Raw genomic sequence first — 14165 nt, forward strand, 5'->3', positions numbered from 1 at the left:
GATGAGCGCGAGCCTGCCACTGCGTGATTCGCAAGCATCGCGCCCGCGCGCGACGCCGCATCCCGGCATGCGCCCTGCCGCTAACATCCGCTTACGTGTCGCGTAAGGCGCGTATGGGACAATGCACATCTCAAAAATGCGCCCTTGCCGCGAATTCGATGGCCAGCGGCGCGCATCGCAATTCGCTCACACGAGGTAAAGATGAAGGAACACGGTCGGCGCATGCGCCGTATCTCCGCACGCGCGGCGCACGGCGGCGCTCATGCGCGCTTCTCCTGGCTGCGCGCGTCGGCGCTCGGCGCCGCTGTCGTTGCCGTGGCGAGCCTCGGCGCGTGCGCGTCGTCGAACGAGGCATCGCTCATCAATCTGCCCGACGGACAGACCGGCTACGCCGTGAACTGCAGCGGCGCGGATGCCGGATCGAGCTGGGCGAGCTGCTACGTGCTCGCCGGCCAGAAATGCGGCGCGACGGGTTACGACATCGTCTCGAAGGACAACGAGGAAGGCGGCCCGACCGGCGGCGGCATCACCAACGTGATCTCGGCGAACGTCAAGAATCGCTCGATGATCGTGCGCTGCAAGTAAGCGCACGTCAGCGCGCGTTCAATGCGCGCTCATTTTCGAGAACGCATTGAGCACGACCACGCCCGCGACGATCAGGCCCATGCCGAACATGGCGGGCAGATCGGGCGTTTGCTTGAAGAGCAGCGCGGCGACGAGCGTGATGAGCACGATGCCCGCGCCCGACCACACTGCATACACGATGCCGACGGGCAGCGCGCGCAGCGTCAGCGACAACAGATAGAACGACAGCCCGTAGCCGACCACGACGATGGCCGCGGGCAGCGCGCGCGTGAAGCCATCGGAGGCGCGCAGCGCGGAGGTCGCGATGACTTCGGTGACGATCGCGATGGCGAGGAGCACATAAGCGGTTGAGCGCATCGGCGTGGAGTCTCTCCGGGTTCTGTTCTTCGTCGATCGGCTCAGTCCCGCCCGAGCGAGAGATTGCCGAAGTTCTCGCCGAGCACGGCGCAAAGCGCTTCGACCACCATCTGATGATCGTCGCGCTGCGGCAGGCCCGACACCGCGACCGAGCCGATCACGCCCGCGCCCGCGACGCGCAGCGGAAACGCGCCGCCGTGCGTCGCGAATTCGGCGAGGTCGAGGCCGTACTTGTCGGCGAGCGTCGTGCCTGCCTGCTGCAGCGAGAGGCCGAGCGCATACGAGCTACGGCGAAAATGCTCGACGGTGCGCGATTTGCGCTCGACCCAGCGCGCGTTGTCGGGCGTGGTGTTGTCGAGCGCGGCGTAGAAAAGCTTGCAGCCGAAGGTACGCACATCGATGACGATGGCCGCGTCGCGCGCGAGTGCCATCTCGCGCAGTTGCGAGCCGATTTGCCACGCGTGCTCGGCGTGAAACTGCGGGAACACGAGTGTGCGCTCCTGATGCGCGATGGCCTGCAGAACGTGTGGAATGTCCATGAGCGAGCGGCTCCTTTTGCGTGCGTGGAATGGAGGTGGCGTGTGCGGCCTGGCCGAGCCTCGTGCCTTGCGATTTTGACATGCGAACGCCATGCGGCGATGTGCAGGTCGGCCATGAACCGGATCAATTGCGACTTCGCGTTGAGCTAGCGGGCCTTGCGTCGAGCGCATCGAATATGCGCGCTGAAAAGCAAAAAGCCCGGTTTTGACCGGGCTTTTCGATGTAATGCTGGACGGGTTGGTTGCGGGGGTAGGATTTGAACCTACGACCTTCGGGTTATGAGCCCGACGAGCTGCCAGACTGCTCCACCCCGCGTCCGTCGAAGAAAAGATTATAAGCTATCGCTTAGTTCGATGCAATGCCTCATTTGCTTCGATCGAAGAAGAAAGATGAAACGAAGAAGCGATACTGCGTCGAAGCGCCTCGGCTCGAAGCGAAGAGCGTGCAAACACGCGTGGCATAATCGTCCGCTCATCATCGTTTTTGTATCGACAACGGGTCGGATCGAGCGCGGCATGCATTCATTGCGTCGAGGCATCATCGGGAAGATCGGCGGGCTCGCAGCGATATGCGCGATCCTGCTGCTCTCGCTCGCGCCCGCCGCATCGCAGGCGCTCGAACATGCGCGCATCGAAGCGCTGCTCACATCCGTGTGCGCGTCCGATGCGCAAGCGTCGAAAGACGCGCATCGTCACGTCGAGCATGGTGTCGCCGGTCATTTGCAGGCGTGTGCCTATTGCGATCTCATCGCGCACGCACCCACGCCGCCCACATCGTCCGAACGAGCCGTCCACGCTTTTTCGTCGCGCGGCGCTTTCGATGCGCCCCTTCTCACCGACGCGCCGCGCCGCGAACTGCCCGGCACCGCGCAACCCCGCGCTCCACCCGCCCTCGCCTGAATCGCGTTCCACGCCAAGGCTCCGCTCGCCGCATGACGCGGCGCGAAGCGGCATCATCCAATCGGCCATCGCTCGACGCGCGTTGCGCTTCGGGCACGCAAGGACACATCATGCTTTCATCATCGCTCATGCGCGGCGCGCTCGCGCTGGCATTGGCAGGCACGGCGCACATCGCGCTCGCGCATGCATTGCCGAAGCTGCAGAACCCCGGCCCCGGCGCGACTGTCAGCGCGCCGCACGAAGTCGCGATCGACTTCGGTGAAGCGCTCGAACCGACCTTCAGCAAGCTCATCGTCACGAACGCGCAAGGCACGCAGGTCAACGCCGCGAAATCCACCGTCGATACGAACGACAGGAAACACATGAGCGTCGCGCTTCCCGATCTCGCACCGGGCGTCTACAAGGTGCAATGGACCGCGGTCGCCGCGGACGGGCATCGCACTCAAGGTCACTACAACTTCACCGTCAAGTGAGAACACAATGAAAAAGATCGCTGTACTCGTGGGCACGCTCGCCTGCATGTCCTTCGCCCAGGCCGCGACGCTCGAAGCACGCGATTGCTGGGTCCGCGCCATGCCGCCGAACCTGCCGTCGTCGGGCTATTTCACGGTCGCGAACAACGGCGACAAGCCCGCGACGCTCACCGCCGCGGAAACGCCCGCGTTCGGCATGGCGATGATGCACAAGTCCGAGAGCAAAAACGGCACGGCGACGATGTCGGCCGTCGATTCCGTCGATGTCCCCGCGCACGGCACCTTGAGCTTCGCGCCGAAGGGCTACCACCTGATGCTCGAAGAACCGGGCAAGCCGCTCAAGGTCGGCTCCACGATTCCCCTCACGCTTTCGTTCGCCGACAAGTCCACGCTCAACGTGAACTGCGCGGTGAAGTCGGCGGCGACGGTCGGTCACTGAGCGCATCGCGCCCAAAAACAAAGCGCGCCGGGTGTCGAGCCCGGCGCGCTTTTTTATCGGCCATGCAAAAGCGGATCAGTGCTTGCTGAACAAATCCATGATCTGCTTGCGCTCGTCGGTGGTGACTTGCGGCGCCGGGGGCGCCTGCATGCCCGCCGGACCGACGCCGCCCATCGTGGTGGCATCGCCCGCCATCGGGTTGGTGTTATCCAGTCCGATGCTCGCGACGAAGCCCGCGCCCGGCGTGCGGTCCGCGTAGAACAGCTCGCCGTCGACGGTCGTGAGGCCATCGGGCATCGGCATCTGTTGCTGCGGAATACCGCGCAGCGCGCGCCCCATGTACTCGACCCAGATCGGCAGCGCGAGCTGCGCGCCGAACTCGCGGCTGCCGAGCGTCTTCGGCTGGTCATAGCCCATCCACGCCACCGCAACGAGTTGCTTCTGATAGCCCGCGAACCAGCCGTCCTTCGCGTCATTGGTCGTGCCGGTCTTGCCTTGCAGGTCGTTGCGCTTCAGCACGTTGGTGCCCGAGCCCGTGCCTTGCGTCGCGACCGTGTGCAGCAGACTGTTCATGATGTACGCGTTGCGCGGCTCGAGCGTCTGCGGCGCGTTGCTGCCGGCCGTGAGCGGATTGGCACGCGAGATCACAGTGCCGCGCGCATCGGCGACGTCGGCGATCAGATAAGGATTGATGCGATAGCCGCCGTTCGCGAACACCGAATACGCGCCGCTCAGCTGCAGCGGCGTGACGAGTCCGGCGCCGAGCGCGAGCGGCAGATAAGGCGGCGTCTTGTCCTTGTCGAAGCCGAACTTCTGCGTGACGAAGTCCTGCGCGTAGCCCGTTCCGATATACGACAGGATGCGGATCGACACGAGGTTCTTCGACTTCTGCAGGCCGGTGCGCATCGACATCGGGCCGTCGGGCTGGTCGTCGTCCTTCGGCTCCCACGCATCGCCGCCGCCGGCCGCCGGGAAGTACAGCGGCGCGTCGTTGATGATGGTCGCCGGCCCGAGCCCCTTGTCGAGCGCCGCCGAATAGATGAACGGCTTGAAGCTCGAGCCCGGCTGACGCCACGCCTGCGTGATGTGATTGAACTTGTTCTTGTTGAAGTCGAAACCGCCGACGAGCGCGCGGATCGCTCCGTCCTGCGGCGTCATCGACACGAGCGCGCCTTCCACTTGCGGCAGTTGCGTGATCTGCCAGTTGCCCTTGTCGTCCTTCGTGAGACGCACGATCGAGCCCGGCTTGATCGCGAGCGCCTTCGATGCATTGCCGCGCAGCGCGGCCGCCACGAAGCGCAGACCCTCGCCTGCGATCGTCGCGGTATCGCCGCCGACGAACTGCGCCGTCACCTGCTTCGGGCTCGCGGCCGTGACGACCGCCGCGACGAGCTCGCCGTTGTCGGGATGATCGACGAGCGCGTCTTCGATCGCCTCGGCGCGGTCATCCGTATTCGACGGCAGGTTGATGTTGCCCTCCGGCCCGCGATAGCCATGGCGGCGCTCGTAGTCCATCACGCCCTTGCGCACGGCCTTGTACGCGGCGTCCTGATCGGCGGAATCGATCGTGGTCGTGACCGTGAGGCCGCGCGTGTAGGTCTCTTCCCTGTATTGCGCGTACATCATCTGCCGGACCATCTCCGCGACGTATTCGGCATGCACGCCGTACTCGGTGCCCGCCGACTTCGTATGGATCTCTTCGGCGATGGCCTGCTCGTACTGCTCGCGCGTGATGAAGTTCAGGTCCAGCATGCGCTTCAGGATGTACTGCTGACGCACCTTCGCGCGCTTCGGATTGACGACCGGGTTATACGCCGACGGCGCCTTCGGCAGGCCCGCGAGCATCGCCGCTTCGGCGAGCGTGATGTCCTTCAGATCCTTGCCGAAGTACACGCGCGCCGCCGCCGAAAAACCATACGCGCGCTCACCCAGATAAATCTGGTTCATGTACAGCTCGAGAATCTGATCCTTGGTCAGCGCGCGCTCGATCTTGTAGGCGAGCAGCATCTCGTAGATCTTGCGCGTGTAGGTCTTCTCGCTCGACAGGAAGAAGTTGCGCGCGACCTGCATCGTGATCGTGCTCGCGCCCTGCGATGCGCCGCCGTGCATCAGATCGGTCACGCCCGCGCGCAAAATGCCGAGGAAGTCCACGCCGCCGTGATCGTAGAAGCGGTAGTCCTCGATCGCGAGGACGGCCTTCTTCATCTGGTCGGGGATGTCCTGGAAGCGCACGAGGCTGCGGCGCTCCTCGCCGAATTCGCCGATCAGCACGTGATCCGCCGTATAGACGCGCAGCGGCACCTTCGGCCGATAGTCGATGAGCGCATCGAGCGACGGCAGATTCGGCCCCATGACGACGAGCGCATAACCGACGATGAGCGCGCCGACCACCACGCCGATGGCCGCGAGACCCGCGAACCACAGCGCGATGCGTCCGAACGGAGAGCGGCCTCGTCCGCCGCGGTCATTGCGGCCGTTGCGGCCATCGCGGCCGCCACCGCCATTGCGTCCGCCGCCGTCGCGGCCGCCCGAGTCGTTGCGTGAATCGTTGCGAGAGTCGTTCCAGCGGGGTTCGCGATCGTATCGCGAAGAATTCGATGAGTCGGGTCGTTTGATGATAGGCATGACTGGGATCGTTCGGCGCGCTGTCAAAGCGCGCGCGCTGCCGCGCTGCGATGCGCCGTTGGCGGCGCTACTGCAAAGACGGGACGAGCGGATGTGCGGGCCGGCTTCGACCGAGGGTAACAGCGCATTTTAAAGAATTCGCGCGGACCGCTACAAAACCGCCGGGATTTTTTTGTAAGTAAATGCCGCTCGTCCGGCGAAATGCCCGGGAATGCGAGGTTACCCACAGCAAGTGTTGAGAGCCTTGTGGACAACCGTATGAGAAAATAGCCAAGTCGTTGATCGCGCGCCGCTTTCGCGCGATGCTCATCGCTTGCGATGCGAGGTGGGCCGCACCCACGGCCGCGCGCAAACCGATATGATGGGCGAACGCATCGCAGGTCCCCGGCGCGTCGTTCGGGGAGCCTGCGGCAAAGCTGTCGTCCCGTTTGATGAACCGAAGCCGCGAATCGTTCCGTTACGATCGCCTTACTGTTTGCGAGCCGCACATGACGACCAAACCCAGCGAACGCATCGTTGTTTTCGTGACTCCCGCGCAGAAGCTGGCCATCAGCAAGACAGCGGACACCCTCGGCATCAGCGTGAGCGAACTCATGCGGCGCGCGGTGCTGAACTTCAACGCGACGAGCGAGCAGATCAAGGTGGCGGGTATCGTCGACCGTTTGCGCGCGCCCAAGGCCCCCGACCTGCTCAATGCCGCGCTGAAGAGCGTCGCCGCGAAAGCGGCCGCGCGCGAAGCCCGCGAAGCGGCGGCGAGCGCAACCAAGCGCGCGGCGCAGGCGCGCAGCGTGCCGCCCGCCCATCCCGCGACCGATGCCTCCGAAACCGAACTCGAGCACGACGCCGATCAAGGCGACGACGCCTCGCTGACCAACGGCACGCGCTCCGGGCGCTGACGGCCCGCCTCCCCTTTTTCACATCGTCGGCCGTGCGCGCCGTGTCATCGCGCGCCGTTACACTCCTTAACCTTCCGTTAAGTCCCGATTAAGTCGCGGCATGCTCTAATGAGCGGGTAAACCCGGCGTGCTCGTGCACTCACGCGCCGCTTGCAATCCCGCGCGTTGCGCCTCACATTCGAGCCGCGTGGTACGCAGGCGAGCACGCCGCCGTCTTCATCCAGGAGAATTACATGTCGCTTTTCGATTCCATCACGCGCACGGTCAAAGGCCTCTTGAACGACGCCGCTGACACCATGCAGGATCCTTCGCGCGACGCACGGCAGATCGTGCGCGAGCTCGACGACAGCATCGCGAAGGCGGAGAACTCGCTCATCGAGATCGAAGCGCAGGTCGCGACGCAGCAAAGCAAGCGCGACGCCGCCGCCGAGAAGGCGAAGAAGTACGAGGACGGCGCGAGGCGCGCGCTGCAGGCGGGCGACGAAGGCCTCGCGCGCGAAGCGCTCGCGGCGCAGGCGAACGCCGACACCGAGCGCGACGCCCTCGCGGCGGAACTGCAGACGCTGGAGCCTTCGGTCGAGCATCTGAAATCGCAGATCGCCGACATGCGCCAGCGCCGCAACGATCTCAACGCGCGCTCGAACATCCTTCAGGCGAAGCAGCAGATCGCGCAGGCGAAGGACACCGCGGCGACGGCGCTCGGCGGTATCGGCGGCAAGAATCTTGCGGAGGATTTCCAGAAGCTCGAGGACAAGGTCCAGCTCGCTAACGCCCGCTCCGATGCGCGCCTCAATTCCGCCGACCAGAAATCCGGCAAGGCGCTCGACGAGAAGCTCGCGGCGCTGAATCGCGGGCCTTCGGTCGAGGATCGTCTCGAAGCGCTGAAGAAGCAGTTGAATACGCCGGCGCAATAAGTATCGGCATCGGCGGCTGAAAAGTGCACGCGCGCCGCGAACTCCCGGGCAAGCGGCGCGTCGCACGAATATGCGTTACCTTGAGCAATACGAATTGCATCACCCGATCGCAGCATCGACAGGAGACGGACGTTCATCGCGTCCGGTCCGCATCATGAAGAAGATTTTGACGGCTCTGGCGTTGTCGCTGTCGCTCGCCTCCCCGCTCGCGTTCGCCGTGCCGACCGCGCAGCAGGTCGAGCAGTCGATGACGCAGGGCAACTGGCAAAAGGCCGACTCCCAGCTGAGCGAAGTGCTCGAAGCGCATCCGAAGAACGCGCACGCTCACTATCTCTACGCGCAGGTGCTCGACCGCGAGGGCCGCTACGACGACGCGCTTTCGCAACTGCAGCAGGCGAAATCGCTCGATCCTTCCTTGAGCTTCACGGATCCTTCGCGCTTCGCGGCCACGCAGGCCCGCATTCAGGCCGATGCGACGCGCGCCAATATTTCGCCGCGCTCCAATAACGGCTCGAACGCCACGGTCGCGCAGAATCCGTTCAATCCGAGCCAGAACCAGGCCGCACCCGCGCCGCAGAAACACGGCGTCGGCATGGCCGGGTGGATCGGTCTTGCGGTGCTGATCGCGGCGATCGCGCTCGTGCTGCGCTGGGGCCTGCGCCGGGCCCGCGCGCGCGACGACGGACAGGCCGAGAACGACCGCCGCGCGCAAATCAAGCGCGCAACCGAACTGCTCAACGACGTGCGCACGCTCAAGCTCGACGTGCGCCTGTCCACCGCGCCGGGGCACGAGGCATTGCTGAAAGACGTCGAAGGCGCGGAGACACAGTTGCGCGAGATGGTGGAGTCCTTGTCGAACTCGAAGAATCCCGTGCCGCCGTATGCCATCGAGGACCTGGAGAATCAGGTCGCGAGCCTGAAAGCGCGCGCCGAAGGCCGTCCCGATCCGAACGCGGCGAACTATGCACAGCCCGGCGCGCCGAACGCATCGCCGTATGCGCAGGAAGCCGAGCGCTTCGGACGCGGCCAGCAGCAGTATCCGCAACAGGGCCCGTATCCGCCCTATCCGCCGCAACAAGGTCAGCAGCCGCCCGTCATCATTCAGCAAGGCGGCGGCGGGTTAGGTGGCGGCGTGGGCGGGCTTCTCACCGGCGTGCTGCTGGGTCAGGCGCTGTCGCATGGGCGCGACCGCGTGATCGAACGTGAAGTGCCGGCCGACCGCCCGGTCCAGAACGACGGCGGCGGCCTCGATTTCGGCAACAACAATGGCGGCGGACTCGACTTCGGCAACGGCTCGAACGACTGGAACGACGGCGGCGGCGGCGGACTCGATCTCGGCAGCAACGACGACAACTGGCGCGATTCCTGACCTCGCGCCGCGCGCGAAAGTGAAAGACAAAGGCCCCGTTCGCGGGGCCTTTGTCGCTTCTGCGTGGAGAATCGGCGCATCAGCCGCCGCCGAGAAAGCGCAGGAGGCCCCAGAGAAATTTGAAGAATCCGACGATGAATTCCCAGATGCGCTCGAGCTGATCCCAGCTCGCGACGCGCAGGATGGCATGCAGGATCATGCCGTCAGCGCCGCGCGGCCGCGATGGTTCGCGCGTTCATGCGTTCGTGATACATGCATCGTGCAAAAAAATGAAGGCGGCTCGCGCCGCCTCGGACGTTATCGCAAAGACCGCATCATAACCGGTCGCTCGAAGCGGCCAGAATCAGCCGCCCCCTTTCTTCTCCGCGCTTTCGGGCGGCACTTCGTCCGTCAGCGCCTCTTCCAGCCGCTTGAAGATGCGCTTCGTCGCGCCGCGCGGCTGCAACGCGAACAGCAGCAGCGAGCGGCCCGTCACCTGATATATGTCGTCCGAGCCGAACTCCGGCAGCTCCTCGCGGATCGGCGCATTCGTGTCGATCAGACAGATCCACTCGTCGGGGCCGGGAATATCCGGCAGCGTGAAATCGACCACGTCGTGATAGGCATTCACGATCAGCAAAAGCGTCGCGTCCGAGGCCGGCTTGCGGATGCCCGTCGCCTGCGCGCGCCCGTCGATGACGAGGCCGAAGCAGCGCATGTTCGGATCGTCCCATTGCTCCTGCGTGAGTTCGTCGCCGGTCGTGCCGAGCCATCTGACATCGGCGACCTGCAGGTTCTCGTTGAATTCGCCCGTCAGAAAACGCTGGCGCCGCAGCACGGGCAGCGTGTGGCGCAGCGTCGTCAGCTTGCGCACGAACTCGGTGAGCGCGCGGCCGTCTTCGTCGATGTCCCAGTTCACCCAGCTGATGTCGTCGTCCTGGCAGTACGCGTTGTTGTTGCCCTTTTGCGTGCGGCCGAATTCGTCGCCCGCGAGCAGCATCGGCGTGCCTTGCGAGAACAGCAGCGTCGCGAGCATGTTGCGCTTCTGGCGCTCGCGCAGTGCGCGGATTTCCGCATCGTCCGTCGGACCTTCGACGCCGCAGTTCCACGACTTGTTGTCCGAATGGCCGTCGTTGTTATCCTCGCCGTTTGCCTCGTTGTGCTTTTCGTTGTAGGAAACGAGATCGTTGAGCGTGAAGCCGTCATGCGCGGTGATGAAGTTCACGCTCGCCCACGGCCTGCGCCCGCGCTTGTTGAACTTGTCGCCCGATGCGGTCATGCGCGTCGCGAGTTCCGGCGACACCCCTTCGTCGCCTTTCCAGAACTCGCGCACGGTATCGCGATAGCGATCGTTCCACTCCGCCCAGCCCGGCGGAAAGCCGCCGACCTGATAACCGCCCGGACCGCAATCCCAGGGCTCCGCGATGAGCTTCACGCTCGACAGAATCGGGTCCTGCCGGCAACTGTCGAGAAAGCCGCCGCCTTCGTCGAAGCCGTATGGCTCGCGGCCGAGAATCGTCGCGAGGTCGAAACGGAAACCGTCGACGTTCATCTCCGTCACCCAGTAGCGCAGGCTGTCGGTGACCATCTGCAGGACGCGCGGATGCGAAAGATTGAGCGTGTTGCCCGTGCCCGTGTCGTTGATGTAATAGCGCGCCTCTTCCGGCATGAGCCGGTAGTACGACGCATTGTCGATGCCGCGAAACGACAGCGTCGGGCCGCGTTCGTTGCCTTCGGCGGTGTGGTTGTACACGACGTCGAGAATCACTTCGAGGCCGGCCTCGTGCAGGCGGTCGATCATCTCCTTGAATTCCGCGACGACCCCCGGACCGCGCGCGAAATAGCGCGGATCCGCAGCGAAGAAGCCGATCGTGTTGTAGCCCCAGTAGTTGGTGAGGCCCTTGTCGAGCAGGTAGCTGTCGTTGACGAACGCGTGGATCGGCAACAGTTCGATCGATGTCACGCCGAGGCTCTTGATGTGCTCGACCACATCATCCTGCCCGAGCCCTTCGAACGTGCCGCGCATGTGCTCCGGAATCGCCGGATGCAGCTTCGTGTAACCGCGCACATGGGTCTCGTAGAAGATCGTGTGCTCCCACGGCACGCGTACGCGCGTCGCGTGCGTCCACGTGAAGCTCTGGTCGACCACCTGGCACTTCGGCATGAAGGGCGCGCTGTCGCGCTCGTCGAAGGTGAGATCGTCGCCTTCGGCGTGCAGCGTGTAGCCGAACACGGCGTCATCCCATCTCAGCTCGCCGACGTGGGCCTTCGCGTACGGATCGAGCAGCAGCTTGTTCGGATTGAAGCGATGTCCGGCTGCCGGCTCGTACGGACCGTGCACGCGGTAGCCATAGACCGTGCCCGGCTCGAGCCCGTGCACGTAGACGTGCCAGACCTCATCGGTGTATTCGGGCAGCTCGATGCGCTGCGTTTCCTGCTCGCCCTTTTCGTCGAAGAGACACAGCTCGACCCGGGTCGCATTCGCGGAAAAAAGCGCGAAATTGACGCCGTTTCCGTCCCAGGTCGCGCCGAGCGGAAACGGGGAGCCTTCGGCAATGCGGAGTTCGTTCGGCATGAGATGATGTGTTCGATTGGCGTGACGCACCGGGCGTCGGGATCGTGCGGCGTGTGCCGGCATTGCGGGGCCTCAAGCGGATCATGGGAAGCATTTCGCATGCCCGTGTGACGCGGCGGCGTGCGGCCTGTTTCATCATGCGCTTCGCGACGCCCCGATGCTCGCGCTTCGAACGCGCCGCGTGTAAAACGTTCCTGCCGGGAGCGCCGAATGCTTGGCCTTCGCCGAACCCGACACGCTCGCCATCGCAGAAGGAGAACACGCCTTGTCCACGCGCCCCGGTTCCGCCCTGACCCATTCTCCGATCAACGGCACGGCCGAAGAAAGCCGCGCGAATGGCCGCGCGCTGCGCGATGCCGTTCCTTTCGAAGCCCACGGCGCCTGGACGCCCGCGCCGGACCGGCCCGACCCGGTCGAGCGCGTGCTCGCGGGCAACGCGGGCCGGCAGGAGCGGCTCATCCCGTTGCGCATGCAGCGCATGGCCGAATCGCCGTTCGCGTTTCTGCGCGGCTCCGCGACGGTGATGGCGTGGGATCTGGCCAGGTCGCCGTCGATCGGGCACAACGTGATCATCGACGGCGACGCGCACGTCAACAATTTCGGCCTGTTTCGCACGCCGCGCCAGGACGTCGTGTTCGATCTGAACGATTTCGACGAAACGCTCGTCGGTCCGTGGGAGTGGGACCTGAAGCGCCTGACCGCGAGCATCAACGTCGCGGCGCGCGAGAACGGCGTCGATGCCGCCGGGCGCGAGCGCGCGGTACGCGCGGCGTGCGCCGCGTACCGCACGACGATGGCGGACCTCTGGCAAGTCTGCCCCTACGAGCTCTGGCAGATGCGCTCCTACGCGAGCGCGCTGCACATGGACGCGCCGACGAAGCTCGACGCCGAGGAACGGGCGACCATCGAAAAAACGGTCGATCGCGCGATGAAGCGCTCGCACGCGACGATGCTCGCGAAAGTCGCCGAGCCGGTGGGCAAGAGCTATCGCTTCAAGGTCGATCCGCCGATTCTCACGAAGCTCGACGCCGCCGAGAAGAATCATGTGATCGATGGCCTGAAGGCCTATCTGCAAACCATCGCCGGCGAATGGCGCATGATGCTCGAGCGCTATGACGTCGCGGATGTCGCGCATCGGGTCGTCGGCGTGGGGAGCGTGGGCACGCGCGCGTATCTCGTGCTGATGCAGGGCCGCGCGCTCGGCGACCCGCTCTTCATTCAGGTGAAGGAAGGCATCGTCCCCGCGGCCGCGCCCTTCGTGCCGCCGCTCGACGAGCCGTATCGGCATCAGGGACGCCGCGTGGTGCACGGACAGCGCCTGATGCAAAGCTCGTCGGACGCGCTGCTCGGCTGGACTACCATCGCCGGCCGCGATTTCTACGTACGCCAGATGAAACAGATTCGCGGTTCGATTCCGGTCGACTGGCTGCATGGCGCCACGTTCGATTTCTATGCATGGTGCCTCGGTCTGCTGCTCGCCCGCGCGCACGCGCGCACCGGCGACGCCGCGCTCATCTCGGGCTATTGCGGCAACTCGGACCGGCTCGACGCCGCGTACGCGATGTGGGCCGAGCGTTACGGCGCGCAGACGGTCGCGGACCATGCCGCCTTCTGCGCCGCGATCAGCGTGGGGCGCGTGCCGGTGGCATGACGCTCACGCGAGGTCACGCGAGCCCGCGTGATTTTCGGCGCGCGGGCGGTGCGCAATCGAATTGACTATCATTGACGGTGCCCGCGATAAAACGCGTCTCGCGGGCGCATCCATGGCATAGCCCTTGCTGCCGCCCTGCCCCGCACAACCGTCCAACTCGAACTGGAGAAGCCGCGCATGAGCATGATCGAAGAATTCAAGAACTTCGCCCTGAAGGGCAACGTCATGGACCTCGCGGTCGGCGTCATCATCGGCGGGGCTTTCTCGACGATCGTGAACTCCGTCGTCAAGGATCTGATCATGCCGGTGGTCGGCGTCGCCACGGGCGGGCTCGACTTTTCCAACCTCTTCGTGCGGCTCGGGCACATACCGCCAACCTTCAAGGGCAATCCCGATTCGTACAAGGATCTGCAGACCGCGGGCGTCGCGGTGTTCGGCTATGGCTCATTCATTACCACGCTGATCAATTTCATCATCCTCGCGTTCATCATTTTCATGATGGTCAAGTTCATCAACAATCTGCGCAAGCCGGCCGACGCCGCGCCGCCCGCGACGCCGGAAGACGTGCTGCTCCTGCGCGAGATCCGCGACGAACTGAAGAGGGCGCCGCGCGTCTAGCCGGGCAAACCCGCGCCAGACCAGCGGAACCCGCGCGCCTCGCGTGGGTCTGCCCTGATGCCACCCTGCACCCTTGGTGCGCCCACCCGCTTTTTTCTTGAGGAAAGCTGTTCGCGCGGGTAGCTGCGGGACTATTATTGAGATAGATGCTCAGAGGGATGCCAAGGCGGGCCGCCAAACGGTCATCGGCACGAATCGTGCGCCACGACGTGCACCGGCAGATTGCCGGTCACGAAACAGTTGGC

12 protein-coding genes, 1 tRNA gene and 1 pseudogene are annotated in these 14165 nt (G+C 64.9%); 9 read left to right on the forward strand and 5 right to left on the reverse strand.

All coding sequences use genetic code 11. The features are described from left to right. The first annotated feature begins 222 nt into the window (after nucleotides 1–222). Nucleotides 223–585: a hypothetical protein gene (locus tag AC1Z32_RS21290; RefSeq protein ID WP_483481709.1), complete on the forward strand. Its 363-nt coding sequence runs from the start codon at nucleotides 223–225 to the stop codon at nucleotides 583–585. An 18-nt stretch (nucleotides 586–603) separates the two neighbouring features. Here AC1Z32_RS21290 and AC1Z32_RS21295 read toward each other — a convergent pair whose 3' ends face one another. The 3 genes from AC1Z32_RS21295 to AC1Z32_RS21305 form a co-directional block, all read right to left on the reverse strand. Then, on the reverse strand, nucleotides 604–942 hold the full coding sequence (locus tag AC1Z32_RS21295) for a DMT family transporter (RefSeq protein ID WP_062604417.1): 339 nt from the start codon (nucleotides 940–942) through the stop codon (nucleotides 604–606). 41 nt (nucleotides 943–983) lie between these two features. Further along, nucleotides 984–1481 carry a heme-degrading domain-containing protein gene (locus AC1Z32_RS21300; protein WP_483480442.1) on the reverse strand — a complete coding sequence of 166 codons (498 nt, stop codon included), beginning with the start codon at nucleotides 1479–1481 and terminating at the stop codon, nucleotides 984–986. A 239-nt stretch (nucleotides 1482–1720) separates the two neighbouring features. Next, a tRNA-Met gene (locus tag AC1Z32_RS21305) sits at nucleotides 1721–1797 on the reverse strand. A gap of 200 nt (nucleotides 1798–1997) precedes the next feature. Between AC1Z32_RS21305 and AC1Z32_RS21310 the strand changes: the two genes are divergently transcribed. From AC1Z32_RS21310 to AC1Z32_RS21320, 3 genes are all read left to right on the forward strand, one after another. Beyond that, nucleotides 1998–2381, forward strand: a complete 384-nt coding sequence (locus AC1Z32_RS21310; RefSeq protein ID WP_483480443.1) for a DUF2946 domain-containing protein — start codon at nucleotides 1998–2000, stop codon at nucleotides 2379–2381. Nucleotides 2382–2491: 110 nt separating this feature from the next. Beyond that, the gene (locus tag AC1Z32_RS21315; protein ID WP_483480444.1) at nucleotides 2492–2854 is read left to right on the forward strand and encodes a copper resistance protein CopC; all 363 of its coding nucleotides are present in this window, start codon (nucleotides 2492–2494) and stop codon (nucleotides 2852–2854) included. 7 nt (nucleotides 2855–2861) lie between these two features. Then, nucleotides 2862–3293: a copper chaperone PCu(A)C gene (locus tag AC1Z32_RS21320; RefSeq protein WP_483480445.1), complete on the forward strand. Its 432-nt coding sequence runs from the start codon at nucleotides 2862–2864 to the stop codon at nucleotides 3291–3293. 75 nt (nucleotides 3294–3368) lie between these two features. Here AC1Z32_RS21320 and AC1Z32_RS21325 read toward each other — a convergent pair whose 3' ends face one another. Then, nucleotides 3369–5918: a penicillin-binding protein 1A gene (locus AC1Z32_RS21325; protein ID WP_483480446.1), complete on the reverse strand. Its 2550-nt coding sequence runs from the start codon at nucleotides 5916–5918 to the stop codon at nucleotides 3369–3371. Nucleotides 5919–6406: 488 nt separating this feature from the next. On the opposite strand from AC1Z32_RS21325, the pseudogene AC1Z32_RS21330 reads away from it, so the two are divergent. The 3 genes and pseudogenes from AC1Z32_RS21330 to AC1Z32_RS21340 form a co-directional block, all read left to right on the forward strand. Then, a pseudogene (locus AC1Z32_RS21330) lies at nucleotides 6407–6634 on the forward strand (plasmid mobilization protein); the annotation flags it as partial. 413 nt (nucleotides 6635–7047) lie between these two features. Then, nucleotides 7048–7728: a PspA/IM30 family protein gene (locus AC1Z32_RS21335; protein ID WP_483480447.1), complete on the forward strand. Its 681-nt coding sequence runs from the start codon at nucleotides 7048–7050 to the stop codon at nucleotides 7726–7728. 154 nt (nucleotides 7729–7882) lie between these two features. Further along, the gene (locus AC1Z32_RS21340; protein WP_483480448.1) at nucleotides 7883–9097 is read left to right on the forward strand and encodes a tetratricopeptide repeat protein; all 1215 of its coding nucleotides are present in this window, start codon (nucleotides 7883–7885) and stop codon (nucleotides 9095–9097) included. 343 nt (nucleotides 9098–9440) lie between these two features. Here the strand turns inward: AC1Z32_RS21340 and glgX are convergent, their stop codons facing one another. Continuing rightward, nucleotides 9441–11651: a glycogen debranching protein GlgX gene (gene glgX, locus AC1Z32_RS21345; protein WP_483480449.1), complete on the reverse strand. Its 2211-nt coding sequence runs from the start codon at nucleotides 11649–11651 to the stop codon at nucleotides 9441–9443. Nucleotides 11652–11916: 265 nt separating this feature from the next. Between glgX and AC1Z32_RS21350 the strand changes: the two genes are divergently transcribed. After that, nucleotides 11917–13302, forward strand: a complete 1386-nt coding sequence (locus AC1Z32_RS21350; protein ID WP_483480450.1) for a DUF2252 domain-containing protein — start codon at nucleotides 11917–11919, stop codon at nucleotides 13300–13302. Between the two features lie 177 nt (nucleotides 13303–13479). Continuing rightward, a complete protein-coding gene (mscL, locus tag AC1Z32_RS21355) occupies nucleotides 13480–13920 on the forward strand; it encodes a large conductance mechanosensitive channel protein MscL (protein ID WP_483480451.1) in 441 nt (146 codons plus the stop codon). Nucleotides 13921–14165 lie beyond the last annotated feature (245 nt).

It is taken from the genome of Caballeronia sp. 11_S32, assembly GCF_056930355.1.

What these genes read in the sequence shown, in the direction of transcription:
- glgX (WP_483480449.1), bottom strand. Translation starts at nt 11,651, where the DNA reads ATGCCGAACGAACTCCGCATTGCCGAAGGCTCCCCGTTTCCGCTCGGC.
- AC1Z32_RS21295 (WP_062604417.1), bottom strand. Translation starts at nt 942, where the DNA reads ATGCGCTCAACCGCTTATGTGCTCCTCGCCATCGCGATCGTCACCGAA.
- AC1Z32_RS21340 (WP_483480448.1), top strand. Translation starts at nt 7,883, where the DNA reads ATGAAGAAGATTTTGACGGCTCTGGCGTTGTCGCTGTCGCTCGCCTCC.
- AC1Z32_RS21315 (WP_483480444.1), top strand. Translation starts at nt 2,492, where the DNA reads ATGCTTTCATCATCGCTCATGCGCGGCGCGCTCGCGCTGGCATTGGCA.
- AC1Z32_RS21300 (WP_483480442.1), bottom strand. Translation starts at nt 1,481, where the DNA reads ATGGACATTCCACACGTTCTGCAGGCCATCGCGCATCAGGAGCGCACA.
- AC1Z32_RS21325 (WP_483480446.1), bottom strand. Translation starts at nt 5,918, where the DNA reads ATGCCTATCATCAAACGACCCGACTCATCGAATTCTTCGCGATACGAT.
- AC1Z32_RS21290 (WP_483481709.1), top strand. Translation starts at nt 223, where the DNA reads ATGCGCCGTATCTCCGCACGCGCGGCGCACGGCGGCGCTCATGCGCGC.
- AC1Z32_RS21320 (WP_483480445.1), top strand. Translation starts at nt 2,862, where the DNA reads ATGAAAAAGATCGCTGTACTCGTGGGCACGCTCGCCTGCATGTCCTTC.
- AC1Z32_RS21310 (WP_483480443.1), top strand. Translation starts at nt 1,998, where the DNA reads ATGCATTCATTGCGTCGAGGCATCATCGGGAAGATCGGCGGGCTCGCA.
- AC1Z32_RS21335 (WP_483480447.1), top strand. Translation starts at nt 7,048, where the DNA reads ATGTCGCTTTTCGATTCCATCACGCGCACGGTCAAAGGCCTCTTGAAC.
- mscL (WP_483480451.1), top strand. Translation starts at nt 13,480, where the DNA reads ATGAGCATGATCGAAGAATTCAAGAACTTCGCCCTGAAGGGCAACGTC.